This window comes from Parageobacillus sp. G301 (assembly GCF_030268025.1).
GTDB lineage: Bacteria > Bacillota > Bacilli > Bacillales > Anoxybacillaceae > Parageobacillus_B > Parageobacillus_B toebii.
The window spans coordinates 89,817-108,842 of the sequence record NZ_BSDB01000001.1 but is presented as its reverse complement, the minus strand read 5'-3'; the positions used below and the strand labels follow the sequence as shown (position 1 = coordinate 108,842).

The 19,026-nt window shown below is 43.5% G+C and carries 20 protein-coding genes; 7 read left to right on the top strand and 13 right to left on the bottom strand.

The genetic code is table 11. The features are described 5' to 3' along the window. Positions 1-207 precede the first annotated feature (207 nt). Both QSJ37_RS00560 and QSJ37_RS00555 read right to left on the bottom strand, forming a co-directional pair. Entirely contained in the window at positions 208-882 is a 675-nt protein-coding gene (locus QSJ37_RS00560; protein WP_285752690.1) for an HAD-IA family hydrolase, read from the bottom strand. Then, on the bottom strand, positions 879-1,733 hold the full coding sequence (locus tag QSJ37_RS00555; protein WP_285752688.1) for a GNAT family N-acetyltransferase: 855 nt from the start codon (positions 1,731-1,733) through the stop codon (positions 879-881). The genes QSJ37_RS00560 and QSJ37_RS00555 overlap by 4 nt, the downstream gene beginning before the upstream one ends. 136 nt (positions 1,734-1,869) lie before the next feature. Here QSJ37_RS00555 and QSJ37_RS00550 point away from each other — a divergent pair, with 136 nt between their 5' ends. From QSJ37_RS00550 to QSJ37_RS00540, 3 genes are read left to right on the top strand one after another with little or no spacing between them, the layout of a single operon-like run. Further along, the gene (locus QSJ37_RS00550) at positions 1,870-2,661 is read left to right on the top strand and encodes a phosphotransferase family protein (RefSeq protein ID WP_285752685.1); all 792 of its coding nucleotides are present in this window, start codon (positions 1,870-1,872) and stop codon (positions 2,659-2,661) included. Between the two features lie 16 nt (positions 2,662-2,677). Continuing rightward, positions 2,678-3,133, top strand: coding sequence for a GNAT family N-acetyltransferase (locus QSJ37_RS00545; RefSeq protein ID WP_043905027.1), 456 nt, complete (start codon positions 2,678-2,680; stop codon positions 3,131-3,133). Positions 3,134-3,154: 21 nt separating this feature from the next. After that, complete coding sequence (locus tag QSJ37_RS00540) at positions 3,155-3,766, top strand: LysE/ArgO family amino acid transporter (RefSeq protein WP_285752681.1); 612 nt, start codon at positions 3,155-3,157, stop codon at positions 3,764-3,766. Between the two features lie 28 nt (positions 3,767-3,794). Here the strand turns inward: QSJ37_RS00540 and QSJ37_RS00535 are convergent, their stop codons facing one another. The 4 genes from QSJ37_RS00535 to QSJ37_RS00520 all read right to left on the bottom strand — a co-directional run bounded on the left by QSJ37_RS00535 (position 3,795) and on the right by QSJ37_RS00520 (position 8,366). Further along, entirely contained in the window at positions 3,795-4,553 is a 759-nt protein-coding gene (locus tag QSJ37_RS00535; RefSeq protein WP_285752679.1) for a LamB/YcsF family protein, read from the bottom strand. Continuing rightward, complete coding sequence (locus QSJ37_RS00530) at positions 4,543-5,529, bottom strand: 5-oxoprolinase subunit C family protein (RefSeq protein WP_285752677.1); 987 nt, start codon at positions 5,527-5,529, stop codon at positions 4,543-4,545. The genes QSJ37_RS00535 and QSJ37_RS00530 overlap by 11 nt, the downstream gene beginning before the upstream one ends. Further along, positions 5,504-6,205: a 5-oxoprolinase subunit PxpB gene (pxpB, locus tag QSJ37_RS00525; RefSeq protein ID WP_285752675.1), complete on the bottom strand. Its 702-nt coding sequence runs from the start codon at positions 6,203-6,205 to the stop codon at positions 5,504-5,506. Before pxpB ends, QSJ37_RS00530 begins: the two co-directional genes overlap by 26 nt. An 898-nt stretch (positions 6,206-7,103) precedes the next feature. After that, complete coding sequence (locus QSJ37_RS00520) at positions 7,104-8,366, bottom strand: MFS transporter (RefSeq protein ID WP_285752673.1); 1,263 nt, start codon at positions 8,364-8,366, stop codon at positions 7,104-7,106. An 804-nt stretch (positions 8,367-9,170) separates the two neighbouring features. On the opposite strand from QSJ37_RS00520, the gene QSJ37_RS00515 reads away from it, so the two are divergent. Continuing rightward, positions 9,171-9,377 carry a hypothetical protein gene (locus QSJ37_RS00515; protein ID WP_285752672.1) on the top strand — a complete coding sequence of 69 codons (207 nt, stop codon included), beginning with the start codon at positions 9,171-9,173 and terminating at the stop codon, positions 9,375-9,377. Between the two features lie 516 nt (positions 9,378-9,893). Here the strand turns inward: QSJ37_RS00515 and QSJ37_RS00510 are convergent. Beyond that, positions 9,894-10,442 (bottom strand): pyridoxamine 5'-phosphate oxidase family protein, encoded by a 549-nt coding sequence (locus QSJ37_RS00510; protein WP_285752670.1) that lies wholly within the window; start codon positions 10,440-10,442, stop codon positions 9,894-9,896. A 107-nt stretch (positions 10,443-10,549) separates the two neighbouring features. Here QSJ37_RS00510 and pdxR point away from each other — a divergent pair, with 107 nt between their 5' ends. Then, entirely contained in the window at positions 10,550-11,944 is a 1,395-nt protein-coding gene (gene pdxR / locus QSJ37_RS00505) for a MocR-like pyridoxine biosynthesis transcription factor PdxR (RefSeq protein ID WP_285752668.1), read from the top strand. 287 nt (positions 11,945-12,231) lie between these two features. On the opposite strand, the gene QSJ37_RS00500 is transcribed toward pdxR, so the two are convergent. Continuing rightward, entirely contained in the window at positions 12,232-13,758 is a 1,527-nt protein-coding gene (locus QSJ37_RS00500; RefSeq protein ID WP_352177013.1) for an NAD(P)H-hydrate dehydratase, read from the bottom strand. A gap of 256 nt (positions 13,759-14,014) precedes the next feature. Here QSJ37_RS00500 and QSJ37_RS00495 point away from each other — a divergent pair, with 256 nt between their 5' ends. After that, positions 14,015-15,196 carry an MFS transporter gene (locus QSJ37_RS00495; protein ID WP_285752666.1) on the top strand — a complete coding sequence of 394 codons (1,182 nt, stop codon included), beginning with the start codon at positions 14,015-14,017 and terminating at the stop codon, positions 15,194-15,196. Between the two features lie 670 nt (positions 15,197-15,866). Here the strand turns inward: QSJ37_RS00495 and QSJ37_RS00490 are convergent. The 5 genes from QSJ37_RS00490 to QSJ37_RS00470 form a co-directional block, all read right to left on the bottom strand. Further along, the gene (locus QSJ37_RS00490; RefSeq protein ID WP_285752664.1) at positions 15,867-16,217 is read right to left on the bottom strand and encodes a hypothetical protein; all 351 of its coding nucleotides are present in this window, start codon (positions 16,215-16,217) and stop codon (positions 15,867-15,869) included. 39 nt (positions 16,218-16,256) lie between these two features. After that, positions 16,257-16,559 carry a hypothetical protein gene (locus QSJ37_RS00485; protein WP_285752662.1) on the bottom strand — a complete coding sequence of 101 codons (303 nt, stop codon included), beginning with the start codon at positions 16,557-16,559 and terminating at the stop codon, positions 16,257-16,259. Positions 16,560-16,770: 211 nt separating this feature from the next. Further along, positions 16,771-17,157, bottom strand: coding sequence for a hypothetical protein (locus QSJ37_RS00480; protein ID WP_062677334.1), 387 nt, complete (start codon positions 17,155-17,157; stop codon positions 16,771-16,773). 81 nt (positions 17,158-17,238) lie between these two features. Next, on the bottom strand, positions 17,239-17,631 hold the full coding sequence (locus QSJ37_RS00475; RefSeq protein ID WP_285752657.1) for a thiol-disulfide oxidoreductase DCC family protein: 393 nt from the start codon (positions 17,629-17,631) through the stop codon (positions 17,239-17,241). Between the two features lie 12 nt (positions 17,632-17,643). Beyond that, positions 17,644-18,312, bottom strand: a complete 669-nt coding sequence (locus QSJ37_RS00470) for an SOS response-associated peptidase (protein ID WP_285752655.1) — start codon at positions 18,310-18,312, stop codon at positions 17,644-17,646. An 86-nt stretch (positions 18,313-18,398) separates the two neighbouring features. Between QSJ37_RS00470 and QSJ37_RS00465 the strand changes: the two genes are divergently transcribed. Next, complete coding sequence (locus QSJ37_RS00465; protein ID WP_062755256.1) at positions 18,399-18,812, top strand: hypothetical protein; 414 nt, start codon at positions 18,399-18,401, stop codon at positions 18,810-18,812. Positions 18,813-19,026: the final 214 nt, after the last annotated feature.

Here is a 19,026-nt window from a genome sequence, read left to right as displayed (position 1 = left end):
ATATGATATACTTAGTTTGAATTTTCGGACAATGACAGCATTTGTCTAAAAATTCTATAAAAATAAACAAATGTTGTTGAAAACGATAACAAAAAAAGACTGTCTCTTTGTCAAACGCCAGCGCTAGGTAGACATCAAAAAGCTGGCTATTTGAGTGCGAGACAGTCTTCCCTTCATCATATATATTTTTCGTATCGTTTTGAACTTCTATGCTTTGTTCACCATTTCCCCCCATACCGAACCAATCTCTGAAAACTGATGTATAATCACATCCGCCCCGCGCAGCTCTTCATCGTTGGCAAAACCAAACCGGCATCCAATCGACCAAAGCCCATTATCCTTCGCCGCTTGAATATCGGAATACCGATCCCCTACCATCACCGCTTTTTCAATCCCGTAATCATTCAACAATTGCTTGACCAACGCGGACTTCGACATCAGAGAAAACCGATCGAGACTGTAAAAATCGATAAAATAGCGCTCGAGCAAAAAGGCGGTCCGAATCGCGGCGAGATAGCGCTGACGCCCGTTGCTTGCGACAAAAAGCGGAATTCCTTGATCGGCAAGGGCCGCAAGCGTCGTGTGCACGTCTGGGTATAACCGCCCGTTTCCTTGCCCGATTTCATCAATGATATCATCCAAAAACCATGCGGCTGCTCGGTCGCGCACCGCTTCGCTCGCTTCCGGCATCAACCGGCGCCATACTTCTGGAATCGGAACGCCAAGAATCCGCAAATATTCCTCGACTGGCGTGTCCCCTTGCCACAGCCCTTCACGGCGCAGACGGCCAAACGTCTTATGCAGGGCAGGAACAAGAACGGTTTCCGTTTGAAACAGCGTGCCGTCCATATCGAAAATAATGGCAAATGGAATTTCCCTCATGTTATTTCCTCCTTCACAAACTGCAGCAGCATGGAATCCATCACCGGCTCATATCCAATTTCCATATAAATTTTATTTGAAGTCGGATTATCTAAATCGGTATAAAGCGAAACGGTTTTATATCCCGAATCTAATAGCTGCTGCGTCAATGCCGCCACACAATCAGAAGCGTATCCGTGTTTTCGTTTTTCCGGCGGCGTATATACCCAGCCGATCGTTACATTTGTTTTCGTTGGACGATCCCAGCGCGCCATCGAAACCGGCTCCCCATCGATCATCCATACGTATATTTGCTGATTGGCGATCACTCCTTGCACCGCCTGCGCCGCTTCCTCTGCGGATGTCGGGAGTTTAACATCCTCACAAAACCGGACAAACCACTGGCACAGCATTTCCATATCGCTCATTTGCGCCGGACGCAGCACACCTCGTTTGGAGGCAGACCTTTTCACTTGTTTCAGTACATAAATCCGCTGTTTCATCTGAATATGGACACGGCGGTGCTGAAGCTTGGCGATCTTTTCCGCGAGCGCCGTCGCCAGCCATTTTTCGCCGATCATCCCCGGTATATTCGGATAACTTTCGTACAGCTTTTTCGCGATTTCCTCTATTTCTTTGTCCGCAAATGGCAACGATTTCGACAAAATAAGCTGGCTCGGATGCGTTTGCAACAGGACAAGCGCCAGCTTGCCATCTTTATTCACTGTTCCCATATACACCGGCTTCTGTTCCGGCTTCATATTCATGATTACACCTAGCGGCAAATTATTTTCCCCTTCATGTTGCTCGAGAAACGGCAGCACATCCCGTTTGAACAGTGAGAAATCGCTATATCGCCGCAATTCAAGCATCGTTTTCCCCTCCCTCCATGTACCTATTTGAATTTTCAAAACTATTGTTATAGTATTATAGCATAGAAACAAAAGAATTTACTGTTTTTTTATGGCAAATGCGTACTTTTAAATGGAGCGAACTGGTGAGGAAACAATGAAACCAATTGCCATTCAAGAAATTCCCGAAGATATTCAAAATGATGTGGGAACTATATATGCTATCCATTTTCCAAAGCAAGGATATACATCGGTCGTAGGAATAATCGAAACAGCTAACGGCATGTATGTCGTCAAACGAGCAAAAGGCGAACGTTTCTGCGCATGGCTCGCAAAAGAAGCAAAAGTATTAACCTGTCTGTCCTCTACAGCATTGCCGATCCCGATCTTATACCGATTCCATGAAACAAAACATAAGAAAGAGGCGTGGGCGCTACTCGAATATATCGAGGGAGAGCCGCTCAGACAAGCATTAGAGAAAGAAACGAACAAAGCAAAAAGGCAAGACATGATTTTCCGCTTTGGCGAGGTGCTATCGAAAATCCACTCTACGCCATGCCCGCGTGAACTGATCGGGCAACAACCGTGGCTGGACGAGATGTTGGAAAAAGCGGCTTATCACCTTGCACATGATCACGTAGACGGCACGGCGGAACTTTTAGACGAACTAATGAAAAAACGGCCAGCACCGTGTCCGCCCACACTTATTCACGGGGATTTTACGATTGATAACGTTCTTGTTCGCGACGGAAATATGGTCGGTATCATCGATTGGAGCGGCGGCGCTTTCGGAGATCCAAGGTACGATGCGGCATTGGCCATCCGTCCGAAGCAAAACGCGTTTCAACATGAATCGGACGTCATCGTGTTTTTTGAAGGATATGGGAAAAAACCGATCACAAAAGAAGAATATGAGTATTTCGCAAACGGATTGTACGAGTTTTTCTAAAGAAAGGAGCATAATCATGGTAATTCGTCCTTTATCAAACAACGAATCTCCTCCAATGCCGCTACTATTATTGGCCGATCCATCCGAACAACTCGTTCTCGATTACATACAAAGAGGACAATGCTTCGTGGCGGAAACAGAAGGAAACATCGTTGGCGTGTACGTCTTGCTTCCGACACGTCCGAAAACCGCGGAAATCGTCAATATCGCCGTTATGCCCGAGCATCAAGGAAAAGGAATCGGAAAACAGCTTGTGCAGCACGCGATTGAAACAGCCAAACAACAAGGCTATCAAACGATAGAAATCGGTACAGGAAATTCGAGCATCGGGCAGCTGGCGCTTTATCAAAAATGCGGGTTTCGCATCACGGGCATTGATAAAGATTTTTTTGTCCGGCACTATGAGGAGCCAATTTTGGAAAACGGCATACCATGCCGCGATATGATTCGACTGGCGCAAGACCTATCATAACATAGATAAGGAGAATGGAACGTGCTTACTGCTTTCATTCACGGCTTTATCCTAGCGCTTGGCCTTATTCTTCCGCTCGGCGCGCAAAATGTATTTGTCTTTCAACAAGGAGCGACGCAGCCTCGTTTCTTTCAGGCGCTTCCCGCAGTGCTTACCGCGGCGCTGTGCGATACGGCGCTTATTTTATTGGCGGTGCTCGGCGTGTCAGTTGTTGTGTTTACGATTCCTTGGCTGCAAACAATCCTATTTGTCGTCGGTTTCATTTTTCTATTATATATGGGATGGACGGTTTGGAAGAGCAAGCCGTCTTCTGCGAACGATCCAGGGTCAATGCCGCCGAAAAAGCAAATACTGTTTGCCCTTTCTGTTTCATTGCTAAATCCTCACGCGATATTGGACACCATCGGGGTGATTGGCACCAATTCATTGAATTATCATGGATCGGAAAAAGTTACTTTTACCGGTGCCTGCATTTCTGTTTCCTGGCTGTGGTTTTTCTTTCTTGCCATTGCCGGAAAAACGATTGGCCAGATTGATAGAAAAGGAACGGCGATGACGCGCATCAATCAAGTTTCCGCTCTTATTATATGGGCGGTGGCGGTGTACCTCGCTGTGAAATTATTGAGCAAATAAAAAAGATATCCACTACTTTTTCTCTCATTCATCCAACAATGGAACAAACATTCACGCCTTCCTTCTGCAACGCTTCATATAAGCGTTTGGCAAACAGCACCGCTTTCTTGCCGTCCCCGTGAATGCATACCGTTTCCGCTTCAATCGGAACATCGATGCCTTGCAAAGAGCGGACGCGTTTTTCTTTCACCATAGTCAGCACTTGCTGAACCGCTTCCTGTTCATCAACAATTAACGCGCGCGGGTCGCTTCTTGGTGTCAATGAACCATCTTGTTGGTACGTTCGATCGGCAAATACCTCACTTGCCGTCCGCAATCCGATTTTCTTTCCGGCGCGAATCAGCTCGCTTCCAGCAAGTCCGTACAGAATTAAGGTTGGATCGACATCGTACACCGCTTTGGCGATCGCCTCCGCCAGCGCCGTGTCTTTCGCCGCCATGTTATAAAGGGCGCCGTGCGGCTTGACGTGCGACATCTTCCCTCCTTCCGCTTTCACAAACGCAGCGAGCGCCCCAATTTGATAAACAACATACGCATACGCTTCCTCTGAAGTGACCGCCATGTTGCGCCGGCCAAATCCAAGTAAGTCCGGAAACCCCGGATGCGCGCCGATCGCGACTTTTTGCTCTAATGCCATCTGCACCGTTTTCCGCATCACAAGCGGATCTCCGGCATGAAAGCCGCAAGCGACATTGACCGATGTGACATACTGCAAAATCTCTTTTTCCTCGCCGAGGCGATATATTCCAAAGCTTTCGCCAAAATCGCAATTCAAATCAACGCGCATAGCCGATTTCCCTCCATTTTTGACGAATGATCATTTTCCATTTTTTTATTTCTTGCTCTCGTTCGATATATAACCGTTGTGCTTCTTGCCACGATACTTTTTGAAATTGAATATGATCGCCTGGGCGCGCCTGCGCTAAAATCGGAAGGTCTACGCTAATTACTTGAGCGATGCGCGGATACCCTCCTGTCGGCTGGCAATCGGCCATCAATACAATCGGCTGGCCGGAAGCAGGCACTTGCACCGTTCCAAACGTGACCGCTTCCGAAATCATTTCTTGATTCGTCTTGCGCTCAAGAGCTTGCCCTTGCAAGCGATAGCCCATGCGGTCTGATTGTGTCGTCACTTCATACGTGGAAGAAAAAAATCGCTCTTGGCTTTGCTCGGTAAACATGTTATATTCCGGGCCTTTCACGACACGTATCATTTTTCTTTTCCCTTTTATGTAATTTCTCGCAGAAAACGCAATCCCCCAACGAATAGGATTTTTTGGAATCGTTATCGTCTTGGATCGCAGGGACAATACATCCCCCGGCTGCAGCGCTCTTCCATGAAAACCGCCGATGTGCGCTTGTACATGGGTAGAACGGCTGTTCATCACAATCGGAATGTTAAGCCCGCCCGCAAACGCGATATATGCACGATAGCCGTTTTGACACGCCCCGATCGATAACACATCACCGCGTCGGATGACAAACGGCTTCCACATCGATATTGGTTTGCCGTTTAATGCACAGCGAAACACGCCGCCGCAAATCGCAACGAGCGCATCCGTTTCAAAGCGAAGCGTCGGACCGTTCATCGCAATTTCTAATGTCGCCTCATTCGCGTCATTTTCGACAAGCAAATTCGCAATCCGGCTCGCAAACGAATCCATCACTCCTCCAACGGATACACCGGCTTTTTGATATCCGAAGCGTCCTCCGTCCTGCACGGTTGTGAAAAATCCGCTATGTATTACTTGAATCGTGCTCATTCTCCCACATCCTATACTGTTCTTCGGTAATTGGACGAAATTTTACGATATCTCCCGCACGAAGCAAACTCGGCTCGTTATGATCTGGACGGAATAAGGCAAGCGGCGTTCTTCCGATAATTTGCCATCCTCCTGGAGTCGCCAGCGGATAAATCCCTGTCTGGCTGCCGGCAATGCCAACCGACCCGGCTGGCACAAGCGTTCTTGGCGTGGCGCGGCGCGGTGTCGCGATTTTAGGCGACAGTCCTCCCAAATAGGCAAAACCTGGAGCGAAACCAATCATATAAACGCGATAGCGCCCTTGCATATGAATGGCAATGACCTCGTCTTCCGTCATCCCGTGAAAGCGTGCCACTTCTTCTAAATCAGGGCCAAATTCGCCACCGTAACAAACGGGAATGACAACGGTTCGTGATGGCGGTACTGCCACATGTTCAACCCACTTAAGCTCTGTTCGCAGCCACTCGCATATTTCCTCACAGCTTCCGGCAACAAGCGGATCGTAATACACCGTCACCGATGAAAACGTTGGGACAATATCAAAAATCCCGTCTTTGTTCTGTTGTTCCAAAAAAGCAGCGACACGATGAACATAGTCATTCACTGCTTCGTCTACTTTCGTGGAAAAACGAATCGTCACCGCATATTCACTTAATGGAAACATCGTATAATCCATGATCATCCCTTCCTTGAAAAACTAGCTGGGCGGCCTGCATTGGCTTTTCGGCCGATTCCGGTGAAAACCGATGCTCCGGACCAGCAGCACTGAATCCGCCGCTGCTTTCTCTTCATGATGGAAATCTTGGCGGCTGCTTGATTCATCTTGCTCTCGCTTTGTTCCATTTAATGAAACCATATATTCCATAAAGCGAACTTTATATTCATTATAATAGAATTTTCTATCTATTTTTAAATCAAAGGCTATGTTAGTTGAATAAGACTTTATTTCCAAAATCCTACCAACGTTTTTTCAGATATTTCAATGTTAATGTCAAAGTCATTGATTCTAAGAGTTATCTCACCTACTCGCTTTTCAGTTTCTTCACCCATCCAACAACACGGATTTATGCACAACTAAGTGGTGGGCTAAGAAAAGAATTTTATCCAAAATACTTTTAGATTTGGTAAAAGCAACGCAGTTTAGCGTTGCTTTTCAAAGTATTGAAAAAATCAGAAAAAGTTCACGAGGAGTGTGAACTTTTTCTTTTCTTCTAGGAAGCTCTTTCCCGTTTTACATGCATTTGATTCAAGTAGGAATTCCTCTCCTTTTCCTATTGATCGCAAAATGTCGCAAAAGAACCAACAACCCAAATTAGGTAAAATGCCAAGGATAAAGACAGCAACGAAACAAGGGGAAAAAGAGATAAACGAGAATGGGCATTTTACAAAAAGCAGGAAAAATTCTTTTTGTATGAAAATAACGGTGAATTCAAACTGTTATTTTCATGAATGGATGGGGAGTAAACTATGCTGGATTGCGGTTGGAAAAGTTATCGAATTTAAAATTAACGGACTTAGATTTAGAGATGAAACGTTTCATAACAGAACGACGGCGGCCAAGGCGGACTTTCATTTTAATTCGGCTCAGCTTGCTTGTTTCTGAGATTATTCATTGAAAGTTCTTTGTTAAATTTCTTTAAAGCGATGAATAAGACTACAAATAACACAGAATAAACCATTCCTAAGGAGATGTTAGGAATTCTTAAAGCAATATCTCTACTCACATATTTTTCCGCCAGATTTACAATTCCTCCTCCAAGCAACATGCCTAATGGACTCATTCCCCAAGATAGTAATTGAAAGACTCCACCTACCCTGCCTAATTTATTATCAGGGATTATTCTCTGACGCAATGATAAGTTACAAATATTGAAAGTTACAATAAAAAAGCTGGCAATAAAATAAAGAATTCCAACAATAAACGGATTGCTTGTTAATCCAACACTTCCAAGTGTAAATCCCATCATTAATAGCGACGTTAAAATGGTGGCATTAAAACCGAATTTATTTTTCAATAACGATATGCTTTGGCTACCAATAATGCTTCCAATAGTGCCAACGGCTATTAACAGTCCAAAGCCAGAGGAGTCTAGCTTTAATATCTCTTTCACATAAAAAACTTGTATGGCCAACGTAGAGGTGAACATGAGAGTAATTCCAATCCCCATTAAGGCTAAAGTCAACAATAATTGGTTTCTCCAAACAAATTTTACTCCTTCAAGAATATCTAACTTATTCTTTTTATTTAAAGCATGATTTTTTAAACTAGCTGTTGTCTTTAATAAAAATAAAAAAGGAATAGTGGCTAGGAGTGAAATGATATCGAGAGCAAATGGGATAAATATTCCAAAACTAATCAGGATTCCGCCTATGGACCGTCCTACCACATCGCTCATAGTTAGTCTTGAAGTCATTATATAACCGTTGGCTTTCTCTAAAATATCTTTTGAAACTATAGAGGGAACTAATGTTTGGGCCGTACTGTCAAATACTACTTTTGTTATTCCGATGAGAAATGCTGCAAAAATTAACAGAGGGATGCTTATTATTTTGAATAAAATACTTACATTTAGTACAATTAACACTATTATTCTAATAATGGCTGCTGCAATCATTAATTTCTTTTTTGGATAATAATCAATGAGGGCTCCTATGTATAAACTGAATAACAACCAAGGTAAAGTCATCGAGGCAGAAACCAACGAAACAGAAAATGTATTAGATGTAATCGTAGATGCTAACCAAGGCATAGCCAGTAACGTCAGCCCATCACCAAAGGTGGAAAAAGATACAGCTATAAGTAAATGATAGAAATTGCGTCCTAATCTTTTCGACAATTTTATTCACTCGCTTTTTTGATGGGGAAATTAACTAAATTTATTTAAGGATTCTACTAATGGAGTTAAATATTTATCATATCCACTAGAAAATGAATTTATAATCATAGAAAATGCTTGCCAGAAAACTGTATTAACTGTCCAAACACTATCGTAATGGAATATTTCTTCATATTTATCCAAAATCCATTCAAAATACCAAACCCATTATATCCACGTTTCATCGATTAAGGAAATAAAAGCAGCCTCTTCCTCCACTTGAAAGGGGCTTATTGCTTTTCATCCTCAAACAGCTCATTCATTAAATCCTCAATTTCTTTTCTTCGTTTATCAGTTTCTTTCTTCGTCCACACAAGAACTTCTTCATACAGAAATAATTTATTTAAAAAACAAAAATCAAAATCAATATTTTTAAAGTACGGAAAACTCAAGGGTGATCGGCATTCTACCCCTGCACAAAGGGATTGGTGCCGATGACAATATTTAAATCATTGATGTAACACTAAAAAAGTCTAAATTACGGCAATTTTGGGGTATTCCTTAAATGTTTTACACCATTTTTATTACTTGACATTTTTTCATCAGTTTACACAAACACGATATATAAGTACGTTTTTTATAAAAAACTTACTTATAATATTGCTTTTGTAATTAATATGGTAAGTTCTAAATGAGTAAAGATCTTAGTCATATTTTAATCCTAAAGGAAGGAAAATTCATAATAATCAAGAAATATTCAGGCAATTTTCTTATTTTTTATGAAAATCATTCATATAAATATAATATTGAGGAAGGAGGGGAGAAATGATGAATGATACTACACTCGTTACACTAATTTTTGGGCTAATAATGGGGTTAGCTGGAAGTGCCTTGTATGAGGTAATTAAACACTTAGTCCAGCACCCCGATACACCCATTAAGGATGCTCTTGCTCTGCCACAAGCAAAAGTACTGAAAGGGTGTATTATTATTAGCCTAATTGTTGTAATGTACACATTGGTGCAACTGTAATACATTTTTTGTTCTCTGTAATTTTTGAAACCTTTGAAACTCAATTTTTACTTTCAGCTACTCGATAACAGAGTAGCTCTTTTTTATCTGTTTATCTTTTTAACTTCAAAAAAATATTAACATAAACCATTGTCTTATTCTACTTGTCCTTTTTATAATTCTCTATAAACATAACATAAAGCATTAATCATTGTGTACAAAACTTCTAACAACTATCTGTCACATCTTTAATGTATGATGTGATTCAATGAATGATGAGAGACAAAAGCATAAAAAATTAAATAAAAATACTCTTTTTTATCTCTTTTGTCCCACCTGCTTTGGATAATGTAAAGATCTGGTCTACTCTTTTCTTATAGTCAACTGGCTTGATTTCAAACCGATCCAGCTTTTTTTCATTGATGCAATATTATTTGTTCCTAGCAATTGAACTAACGATGGAAGTTTAGTTTAACAAGCACACAAAAGGTCCGCATAAAATTGGTCTTTTTTCTTTTGGTAAATAACAGAGCCAAATTAAAAAATCCTGACGATATCATCCTGCACGCTTCTTCCATTATAAAACTTTCGCTCTTTCTCTAACGGTTTTTCTTTCGCAGTAATAAGGTCAGGAACGATTTTGATGGCAACAGTCGCGCTTCCTGCCGATGAACGGTATGATGATACATGCTTCTTGGAAAGCGGTCGGTCAAAATAGCCCGGTACATATTTGCCAAGCAACTGGTCGAGCGCTTGCGTCGCTTCGTCTAAATCGGAAACAATCTCGGCTTTGCCAAACAACATAACACTCATATAAGCAGTGCTTGTTTTGGCTGGCACTGGATGCACCATTGTCCCGATATGCTCGCTGACGGTAAAACAAACGCGCGGATTGCGACGGATTATATCAATTTTTCTCCCTTCTTCCGCTCCATGCACATAGATGCAGCCATTCCACCATACGAAATTAAGCGGTACGACATATGGATCACCACCGTCTGCCAAACCTAAAAATCCGGTCAACGCTTCCTGCAAAAACCGGTTGATTTTTTGTTCGTCTTTGCACTCCAACATGTCCCTTCTCATCTATTTTCCCCCTTCCTAGTGGTGTATAATGGAATCATAGAAAAAAACTGACCTTATGAACAGGGACAGAATTAAATAAAAAAGAAGGGTCAGAGGAGGAAAACGCAGTGGAATTGCAGCCCATTCTCGATCCAACAAACGGCACACCGCTTTACATGCAGCTGTATATGTACATAAAAGAGGAAATCACAAACGGTCATCTCCAAAAAGGAAGCAAGCTCCCATCGATTCGCATGCTTTCCCAACACCTAGGCATCAGCAAAAATACCGTCGAAACCGCCTACCAGCAGCTTCTTGCCGAAGGATATATCGAAAGCAAACCTCGCGTAGGATTTATTGTGCAAGAACTAGAAGAACCTCTCGCACCGCAGGGTTCCCAGATCGATGTTCTGCCGGAGGCTCCGAAAAGCACGCCAATTCGCTACAATTTTCGCTACGGTCATATTGACCTTGACCATTTTCCGATGAAAACATGGCGAAAATGTCTTCTCGAAGCGCTCGATTCCGAACAAAGCGCACTATTATGGTATGGGGAACGTAAAGGAGATATCGAATTGCGCCGTGAAATCCAGCGATATTTGTACAATGCGCGCGGCATTCGCTGTTCGGCCGAACAAATTATTATCGGCTCTGGCACGCCGCAACTGATTGGTCTCTTATGCCAGCTGTTTGACTTTCGGCATGATGTGGTCGCTTTAGAAAACCCTTGTTATAATGTCATTCGCACCGTGTTTCAAAACCACCATTTTTCTATTCTCCCAATTGAACTGGAAGAAGATGGGCTGAATATCGATCAGCTGCAAACAACCAACGCGAAAGTCGTTTATGTCACCCCTTCGCATCAATTGCCGCTTGGGATGGTGCTGCCGATCGGCAAGCGGCAAAAGCTCCTGAAATGGGCGCAGCAAGCAAACGGATTTATTATCGAAGACGATTATGACAGCGAATTCCGCTACGGGAGCAAACCGATCCCTGCGTTAAAAGCGCTCGATACAGAAGACCGCGTCGTTTATATCGGCACGTTTTCAAAAGTGTTCACCCCTGCCATCCGCACGAGTTATATGGTGCTGCCGCAACATTTGCTAGAGCGGTTTCATGAACGCTGCTCCAATTACCATCAGACCGTCGCTACGGTCGTCCAAAAAGCGCTCGCCCGATTTATGCGCGAAGGCCATTTTGAACGCCATGTCCGCCGCATGCGCACCATCTACGCAAAAAAGCGGCAGGCGCTTATCGAAGCGATTCGCGAATACTTCGGTGATCAAGCAACGATCATCGGCGACAAAGCAGGGCTTCATCTTCTTGTAAAAATAAAAGGCAAGGACACCATCGAACTTGTGCAAAAAGCAGAAGAAGCGGGCATTCTCGTCTATTCCGCAGCGAAATATTGGTTTGGAAACAATGGAACGCCGCCTCCGTATCTTTTGCTCGGCTTTGGAGGAATGAGCGAGAAGGACATCCGAGCTGGAATTAGCGAACTAAAACGGGTATGGGAGATTTGAGCTACTCCCAACAGAAAAGCGATGCGCTTCTATATTCTAGCGCATCGCTTCTTTACGCAGAAACCATACCCCGATGGCGAATAAAATCGCACCTGCCGAACGATACATGCGAATCGCTTCGGATAAGACTATATGATAATAAGTATCCGTGTCCGCATGTCCTCCGCTTTCACGAAGCCAGCGTTAGCGTATGCTTCGCCAAAATCAACGCTTTTTGAATGCAAAAAAGCACCGAACCAATCATTGCAATGTCCAGCCACCATTTCCAATTCTTCAATCATATCCCCCTATTGTTTTTCCTGCACATAAGCAAGCACCGAAGGAATTGCTTCAATCAAATCGCCAGCGAGCACGTCCCATTGTGAATGGCCGCGTTCTACAAGCATATCGGCGGCTTTTCCATGAACCCAGACGGCGTTGCTAATGGCTGCCTGCGCGGAATGATGCTGCAGGAGAAACGCGGAAACGATCCCCGTCAGCACGTCGCCGCTTCCGCCTTTCGCCAAAGCGGGATTTCCGGTCGTGTTGACATATTGCGAACCGTCTGGCGTTGTCACAATCGTATAAGGTCCTTTCAACACGACGTAGATGCCGTACTCCGTCGCCAGACGCTTCGATGTGCCAAACCGATCGCCTTCGATGTCACGGATCGATAGACCAAGCATGCGCGCCATTTCCCCGGGATGCGGGGTAACCACTGTTGCCGCTTTTCGTTCACGAATTAGCGCGGCGTACTCGTTCCAGAAAAAGAGGGCGTCGGCATCGATAACAAGCGGCACTGGCTGCCGCACGATGTTGGAAACAAGGTCGCGGACGCCGTCCGTACGGCCAAGCCCCGGGCCGATCGCGACCGCGTCGATATCAAGCGCCGATACATCCATGGCGCCGGAAAACGCCCCGTCCCGAGCCGGACATGGATAGTACATCGCTTCCGGAATACGGTTGGCGACAACGGAATAAATGTCATCCGGCACTGCCATCGTCAATAATCCCACTCCGCTTCGCAGCGCCGCTTTGGCCGTTAGCGTAATCGCTCCTGTCATCGGACGGGAGCCGCCAACAACAAGCAACTTTCCATGCGTTCCTTTATGGGACGACCGTTTTCGTTTCGGCAAAGTCCGTATGACATCGTCCTCTTTCCAGACAAAGCGAGGAGCAGCATTCCGCTTCACGGCAATCGGCGGAATGCCGATATCGACAAAAAGCAGTTCGCCGTAATAGTCTGCTGTAGGGAACGTATACGCCCCTAGTTTTGGACATTGAATCGTAACCGTGATATCAGCGCGAACGGCAGTTTCGACCTCTCCCCCATCCGCTGGAGTTCCACTCGGAATATCAACGGCATAGACGATTGCGTTAGAACGATTGACAAGTTCGATAATCTCTTTGTACGGAGAACGGACGGCTCCCTGAATGCCGATCCCAAGAAGCGCATCAATGATTACATCATAATGACGAACCTGTTCGGCAAAGTATTGTTCATTTCCGATATATTCTTTGATGTCATATCCCGAACGCTCATAAATAGTCAGCGCTGTCTTTGCTGCACCTTTGATCTTTTCTTTCGGCGGAATAAGCCATAAATCCACGTCATATCCGCAGCTTTTCAACATTCTTGCAACAACAAATCCGTCACCGCCGTTGTTGCCTGTTCCCGCTAGCACCGCCACAAGCGCCGAATGCGGAATGCGTTCGCGCAGCACATGAAACAGCGCCTGCCCGGCGTTTTCCATCAAGGAATCGGCGCTGATGCCGATTTGTTCAATTGTATCACGGTCGATTTCGTACATTTCTGCGGCTGTAACGATATGCATCATGCTCACCTCATCTATAAATATGTATTTATTAACTTGTTCTCCATGAAAGAGAAAAACACCTGTAAAAATGTTTTCATAGATGCCGGAAAGAAAACCGCAACAATGATGCAAACATACCGTCTGATTGCGGCGTGTTTGTTTTCGCAATTTTAAATCCTCTATCTCTTTGGCATTTCAGAATATCTTCCTTATATTATATAAAAGAGTTATAGTAAAAATATAGCAATACACGAAACAAAAGAGGCGAGAAACATTGACGTACATCCAAAAAGGCACCACCGAATACATAAAAGCAAGTTTGGCGCTATTTTTCGGCGGGTTTGTCACCTTTGCGATTTTATACACGACGCAGCCGCTGTTGCCGATTTTCGCAAAAGAATTTCACGTTTCCGCGGCGTCCGCCAGCTTAACGGTATCCGCGTCTACCGGAACATTGGCAGTAATGATGCTCATAGCGGCCAGTTTATCCGACCGCATCGGCAAAAAAAATATGATGATGATGTCCATGCTGCTGACATCGATGCTGTCAATGTCCATGGCGTTTAGCCCTAATTTTCTTTCCCTTGTCCTTGCGCGCACGTTTCTTGGCATGACAGCCGCGGGCATCCCGTCACTGGCCATGGCTTACGTCGCTGAGGAATTTCATCCGGCTGGGATTGGAAAAGTGATGGGTCTCTATATTAGCGGAACGAGCATCGGCGGCATGGCTGGACGTATTGTAACAGGCGTGCTGACCGATTTGTTTTCGTGGCGGACGGCACTATTTTCCATTGGAGCAATTTCTCTTCTATTAAGCATGATTTTTGCTCTCATTCTCCCGACGCCTCGTCATTCGGTGAAAAAACCGCTCAATGGCAAAACCGCGCTGCGTGCGTATGCCGTTCATTTGCGCAATAAACCGCTAATGGCTCTCATTGCACTTGGCTTTTTATTTATGGGCGGATTTGTGACGCTGTATAACTATATCGGCTTTTTATTGAGCGAACCGCCATATTCGTTCAGCCAGTCCGTACTTGGATTTCTGTTTATCGTGTACGTATTCGGCAGCTTTAGCTCGGTGTATATGGGAAGAAAAGCCGATTTACACGGCCATGCGCTGGTGTTAAGCATTTCGGTGGCATTGACCGTGCTTGGTGCGGTTGTTACGCTCGTTCCGTCTGTTGTTGCCAAAATCATCGGGCTTTCGTTATTTACCTTTGGCTTTTTCGGCTGCCATTCCATCGCGAGCGCCTGGATTGGCGAACGTGCAAACGTGAATAAAGCGCAAGCCTCTTCTCTTTATCTCTTATTCTATTATTTAGGCTCCAGCCTCGCTGGCACAGCCGGCGGCTATTTTTGGACCCACTTTCATTGGCTTGGCGTCATCGCATTTATCGTAACTTTATTGCTATTAAGCTATCCGTTTATTGGCTATGCTCATAAGCGGCTCAAGTAGTTCCCACAGCTACCATAATCGAGAAAAGAAGTGCATAAAAAAGACCTCTATATGGAGGTCTAATTTTTATTTTTCTCCATTAATATGGTTACGATCGTAAAAGAAAACACCAAAGAAATTGCTGGAAATATTATATTCCAAGAAGTAAGGCAAATATCAGATGCTTGAAGATAGTATTTGATATACCAAACTTCGTACAATACATTTAGAATCAGTGTTATTATAGGTCCCACAAATATTTTCCTTGTTAGTGCAGAAACCAAAACACCTAAACCAATCACTATCAGTGGAACAATAAATAACTGCATTAGAATGGGTCTATCATTTCAACGATTTTCACAATGATTTTCATATAAATGCCCCTTGAACCCTTTATTTAAAGCAACGATTCTTGCTCTGAAATTTTTCTAAAACGTGATGAAAATAGATTTTCAGATTAGCGTCTGTTTTATACAAAGGTTGTTTTTGCATAGATCGTTGCTCTATGGAACATAACGTTAGTAAGGTCAAAAAATTTTAAAGGAAGGCGTTCCGTATGTCGTTGGCGCGGTACAATGTTTACAATGTACTTCCAAAAAAAGAGTAGTTAAAATTTTTTCGAGCGGTTAAACAAGACATGTTTCCCAAGCCTTAAGCCGACTTTCAAAAGTGGTTGGTAAAATAAAATTTATCAGTCATCTTTTTTGTTTAATCTTGCAATCATCCTTACAAACAATTGTCCGATCAAATAAATAATTGCAACAAATATTACCGCTCCATCTCTGCCTACAACAGTAAACCAACCATCATCTGGAATAAATTTTGAAGCAAGAATAACAGACACAATCGTTGTAACTAAATTCATTAAAAGAACAAAAGCAACCCTAATATTCTTTGATAACATCCCAACTATAATCATAGAAAGTATGAAACTAGGCATTAGAAATGGAGCATCTTCCCTTTTTATATATTGTCCGTATTCATAAAAATGAAAAAGAAATGGTATGGGAATTAAAGACAGGATAAACCAAAACAATTTCATAAAACCTCTCCTTTTCACTGTTTTTCCCATAATAAAATGTCATTTTAGCAACAATCTTTTAGAAAATAGCCTTTTGTAGAGCTGATACAGCGGATAGAGCACGAAAAACATTCCGGATGCGATGCAAAGGTAGGAGAGTGGATACGTCTTTAGCGAGATGAGAAACACATCAATCGGGTAAATGTCGCTGCAATACGGCACATCTTTCGGAGTGAAAATGAATTTTGGTTTGCAATCCATCTGGGATTCATACGCGACTTTGCTGGCGAGAAAGAATGAATACACATACGTCGCTAAAAATGTAGGAAGGCTTAACCCCCAAATCCACCATCCATACTCCAAAACCACCATCCCCTTTTATACATTTTTCTCTTTTAGTGTAATTTTGCACTATTTGTTCTTATAATATGAATATTTTTCCTTGATTGTAAACATTTTTTCACAAAAAAAAAAAGAGATAGCGGCCCGTTGTCCATTCATCACGAAATGGGACGACTTCTACTTTCCTCGCGATGATCATCACGACCTTTTCATCTCTATCACTGTAAAACAATTATTTTTGACTTTCGATAACCTGTAGCCCAAATTGCAGACAGTCTTCACAAATCGAGGCATACGGCCCTCTGGCAAGCCGCGCTTTCTGTTGCAAGCAAAAAGAGCATCGTTCTTTTGTATTTGTCGCTGAGAACGTATCGTTTATTTCTACCACGTTTAACGTTTTCATGTTCTCGTACACATGATGGATAAATTCTTCATCAATATGTGCAAACTCTCCTTTGAGTTTCATGGCTGCTAACTTGCTAGCGACGGCCATTCCTTCATAAAATCGCTTTCTCTCCTTGTTTTCATCCCTCTCCACTGCCGCCATCATGTCTTCGGAAAACCGCTCCAACGCTTCCACCGTCAAGCTGTCCAGCCATGTTTTTTGGCTACCTTTCATTAAATCACCACCTCCTATTCAGTTATTTATTCCGAATACGACAATAAGCAAACATTTTCCTTCTTACTTATTGTCGCTTTATCACTCATCAAGAAACCGCGCGCGGATGTCAGGAGTGGGCATCAGGCAATGATCGCGCTTTCCGAACCATTCATACCGATGCTTGGCGACAAAATCATATACATAATCGCGCAGCGGCTTCGGAACAAGCCAAAATATATAAAACAGTTTCCAAGCGCCGGCAAGCCGCCGGCAAATGCGGAGAGCGGCACTTGATTTCATATAATAGCGGCCATCTTCGAGCAACACGAGACTGTCCACCTCGGGAACACCAAACTTTTCCCGTAGCGCCGCTCCTGTTTCACTTTGCAAAGAAGCAAAGCGAAATACGGCATGTGGATCACGCACGATAATAAACTGCACGCTTGCATTGCACAGCGAGCAAATGTCATCAAACAATACAATCGGATTCATGTTTCCCCCCGATTACCGGCTATTAACTGGTTTTATGCAATCAGCGACATCGTTTTTCGGAGAATTAACGATCGTTGACACTTCGTACATTTTCATCTCTTCGGCAGGATACGGCTGCAATAGCGATTTGATATAATCAGTATCCTCTAACTTCGGGTCTAACCATGCGTCATGCCACTCTTGCGGCAAAATCACGGGCATACGGTCATGAATCATGCCTACCAATTCGTTCGCTTTTGTCGTAATAATGGTACACGTATACAGCGTTTCACCATGTTTGTCCCATGTTTCCCACAAACCTGCAAACGCAAATGGCTGCTCATTTTGCAATGTAAAGCGGTATGGAATTTTTTTCTCTCCTTCCTTTTTCCATTCATAAAATCCGTCCGCTAAAATCAAACAGCGCCGCCGTTTGATCGCACGGCGAAAGCTCGCTTTTTCATCGACTGTTTCCGCCCTGGCGTTGATCATCTTCCAGCCGATTTTCGGATCGTTCGCCCAAGATGGCACGAGCCCCCATTTCATCATCTTCCCAATTCGTGCTCCATCCTCTTCCATAACGGTTAGCACCTGTTGGCTTGGAGCAATGTTAAAACGAGGAGCGATGTTTTCGCTATAGCCAAAACCAAAAAGCGATTGCAATTGCTCGATTCCAACTGTTAATGAAAATCGTCCACACATGAAAAATCTCCTCCTATCCTTAGACGGATAAAAAAGGAATTTCCTTCATATAAGTAGAATTATAATCCAAAAAAGGAGTTATATGCATGGAACTCGTTGCACTTGGGTACTTTGGTGTTGTGATGCTTTTGTTGCGAGGGGCAACATCGACGCAAAGACGATGGATTGGCGGCACGTTTGCTGTTTTGGTCGCTATATTTATTATCGGTTCGTTATGGATTCGCTATCAAACTGGCTTTTTCCACCTCAGCCGCTTGGAATGGCGAAACGCTGGTGGTTCAATTTCGTTAGGAAAATGGGCTGTTCCGTCATATCTCATGTTCGCCCTTTCTTTGCTTCTACTTATTTTATTTCGCTTTATCCAGAAAACAATGACATCACCTTCTGAAGCGCGAGTATGGCTGTTTGTTTTCGCCTTCTTCTTTACGCTCATTTACATCGCCGCAGTTTACATCATGTTATTTTTTGTCGCTTTCTTCTTTTTCCCGTTTGCACCGTAGTGTTTTATGTTGATATGAAAGGGATTCATGGCTGCTTTCATGTATAATGTTTACTTTTTTCAAAACGGCGGAATGGACACAAGCAATTCTTTCATTTAAAACAGTTCCTTATTTCATTTTAGCCTCTGTTGCTATAACGATTCTACAAAAGATATAAAAACCGGAGACATTTTTCGATGGCTGAAAAATGTCTCCAGTTCATCACCACCAAATC

Coding starts and splice junctions, on each gene's coding strand:
- QSJ37_RS00555 (WP_285752688.1), bottom strand. CDS start 1,733: ATGCTTGAATTGCGGCGATATAGCGATTTCTCACTGTTCAAACGGGAT.
- QSJ37_RS00550 (WP_285752685.1), top strand. CDS start 1,870: ATGAAACCAATTGCCATTCAAGAAATTCCCGAAGATATTCAAAATGAT.
- QSJ37_RS00510 (WP_285752670.1), bottom strand. CDS start 10,442: ATGAGAAGGGACATGTTGGAGTGCAAAGACGAACAAAAAATCAACCGG.
- QSJ37_RS00475 (WP_285752657.1), bottom strand. CDS start 17,631: ATGAATCCGATTGTATTGTTTGATGACATTTGCTCGCTGTGCAATGCA.
- QSJ37_RS00465 (WP_062755256.1), top strand. CDS start 18,399: ATGGAACTCGTTGCACTTGGGTACTTTGGTGTTGTGATGCTTTTGTTG.
- QSJ37_RS00470 (WP_285752655.1), bottom strand. CDS start 18,312: ATGTGTGGACGATTTTCATTAACAGTTGGAATCGAGCAATTGCAATCG.
- pxpB (WP_285752675.1), bottom strand. CDS start 6,205: ATGGATTATACGATGTTTCCATTAAGTGAATATGCGGTGACGATTCGT.
- QSJ37_RS00500 (WP_352177013.1), bottom strand. CDS start 13,758: ATGCATATCGTTACAGCCGCAGAAATGTACGAAATCGACCGTGATACA.
- QSJ37_RS00490 (WP_285752664.1), bottom strand. CDS start 16,217: ATGAAATTGTTTTGGTTTATCCTGTCTTTAATTCCCATACCATTTCTT.
- QSJ37_RS00515 (WP_285752672.1), top strand. CDS start 9,171: ATGATGAATGATACTACACTCGTTACACTAATTTTTGGGCTAATAATG.
- QSJ37_RS00535 (WP_285752679.1), bottom strand. CDS start 4,553: ATGCGCGTTGATTTGAATTGCGATTTTGGCGAAAGCTTTGGAATATAT.
- QSJ37_RS00560 (WP_285752690.1), bottom strand. CDS start 882: ATGAGGGAAATTCCATTTGCCATTATTTTCGATATGGACGGCACGCTG.
- QSJ37_RS00530 (WP_285752677.1), bottom strand. CDS start 5,529: ATGAGCACGATTCAAGTAATACATAGCGGATTTTTCACAACCGTGCAG.
- QSJ37_RS00545 (WP_043905027.1), top strand. CDS start 2,678: ATGGTAATTCGTCCTTTATCAAACAACGAATCTCCTCCAATGCCGCTA.
- QSJ37_RS00480 (WP_062677334.1), bottom strand. CDS start 17,157: ATGAAAGGTAGCCAAAAAACATGGCTGGACAGCTTGACGGTGGAAGCG.